The sequence below is a fragment of the Pedobacter sp. UYP1 genome (assembly GCF_040547305.1).
Classification (GTDB): Bacteria; Bacteroidota; Bacteroidia; order Sphingobacteriales; family Sphingobacteriaceae; genus Pedobacter.
In genome coordinates this window covers 1-1,942 of record NZ_JBEPPL010000043.1, presented here as the reverse complement: position 1 = coordinate 1,942, position 1,942 = coordinate 1, and the positions used below count along the sequence as shown (strand labels likewise).

The 1,942-nt window shown below is 49.1% G+C and carries 2 rRNA genes; both read right to left on the bottom strand.

Annotated elements, in window-relative coordinates:
• Positions 1 to 103: ribosomal RNA gene (gene rrf, locus ABIB30_RS27190) — 5S ribosomal RNA — on the bottom strand; the annotation flags it as partial.
• 158 nt (positions 104 to 261) lie between these two features.
• Positions 262 to 1,942: ribosomal RNA gene (locus ABIB30_RS27185) — 23S ribosomal RNA — on the bottom strand; the annotation flags it as partial.

The window sequence follows — 1,942 nt, the reverse complement described above, 5'->3', positions numbered from 1 at the left end:
CGACCTACTCTCCCACGTGTTACCGCAGTACCATCGGCTCTGGTGGGCTTAACTTCTCTGTTCGGAATGGGAAGAGGTGGACACCACCGATATAGGCACCTAAATGTCTTTATCCAGCTTTTGTTTATTCATCGCTTGTTAAAGCAATTGCTCGATTGATATTGTAAATGTTTGTTCACTTTGTCCACGCAGGACTCTGCTGCCAAACGATGACATATTATTGAAAGAAGTTAGTTATGAAGAACAAACAACAGTTTATTGCTCTTGAAAGCTTCGGATGATTAGTATTACTCGACTATGCTGTCACCAGCTTTACATCTGTAACCTATCAACGTAGTAGTCTGCTACGGTCCTATATGGAATTCTCATCTCGTGGCTAGTTTCGCACTTAGATGCTTTCAGCGCTTATCTATTCCCAACGTAGCTACTCTGCAATGCCCCTGGCGGAACAACAGATTCACTAGAGGTTAGTCCAACCCGGTCCTCTCGTACTAAGGTCAGCCCCACTCAAAATTCCTACGCCCACAACAGATAGGGACCGAACTGTCTCGCGACGTTCTGAACCCAGCTCGCGTGCCACTTTAATCGGCGAACAGCCGAACCCTTGGGACCTTCTCCAGCCCCAGGATGTGACGAGCCGACATCGAGGTGCCAAACCTCCCCGTCGATATGAGCTCTTGGGGGAGATCAGCCTGTTATCCCCAGCGTACCTTTTATCCTTTGAGCGATGGCCCTTCCATGCAGAACCACCGGATCACTATATCCGTCTTTCGACCCTGCTCGGCTTGTCTGCCTCACAGTCAAGCAAGCTTATGCTATTGCACTCCTCATACGGTTACCAAGCGTATTGAGCTTACCTTTGAAAGCCTCCGTTACCTTTTTGGAGGCGACCACCCCAGTCAAACTACCCATCAAACAATGTCCCCCCCGAAAGGGGTTAGACACCGAATACAAAAAGGGTGGTATTTCAACGTTGACTCCACAACACCTAGCGATGCCACTTCATAGTCTCCCACCTATCCTACACATCCTGTATCCAATGTCAATGTTAAATTGTAGTGAAGGTGCATGGGGTCTTTCCGTCCCGTTGCGGGTACCCGGCGTCTTCACCGGGACCACAATTTCACCGAGCTCATGGCTGAGACAGCGCCCAGATCGTTACACCATTCGTGCAGGTCGGAACTTACCCGACAAGGAATTTCGCTACCTTAGGACCGTTATAGTTACGGCCGCCGTTTACTGGGGCTTCGATTCAATGCTTCTCCTTTAACAGATGACATCCCCTCTTAACCTTCCAGCACCGGGCAGGTGTCAGGCCTTATACTTCATCTTTCGATTTTGCAAAGCCATGTGTTTTTGTTAAACAGTCGCCTGGGCCTTTTCACTGCGGCTGACATTGCTGTCAGCGCCCCTTCTCCCGAAGTTACAGGGCCATTTTGCCGAGTTCCTTAGCCATGATTCACTCGAGCACCTTAGAATTCTCTTCCCGGATACCTGTGTCGGTTTGCGGTACGGGTTTTTATAACCTGAAGCTTAGCGGTTTTTCTTGGAAGTCTGATTACCTGCGCTATCCACTCACCCGAAGGTTTGCGGTACTATCGACCTTTAGCTAGAGTGGCGGATTTGCCTACCTCTCCAATACCTACAGTCTTTAACGATCTATTCCGTCAGATCGCGGCAGTGTCACTACTCCGTCCCCACATCGCAGTTATAAAAAGTACTGGAATATTAACCAGTTGTCCATCGAATTTCCCCTTCGGGTTCTCCTTAGGCCCCGACTAACCCTGATCCGATTAGCGTTGATCAGGAAACCTTATCCTTTCGGTGGGCAGGTTTCTCGCCTGCCTTATCGTTACTTATGCCTACATTTGCTTTTCCAGAAGCTCCACCACAACTTACGTCATAACTTCGCTGCCGCTGGAATGCTCCCCTACCGTAATAT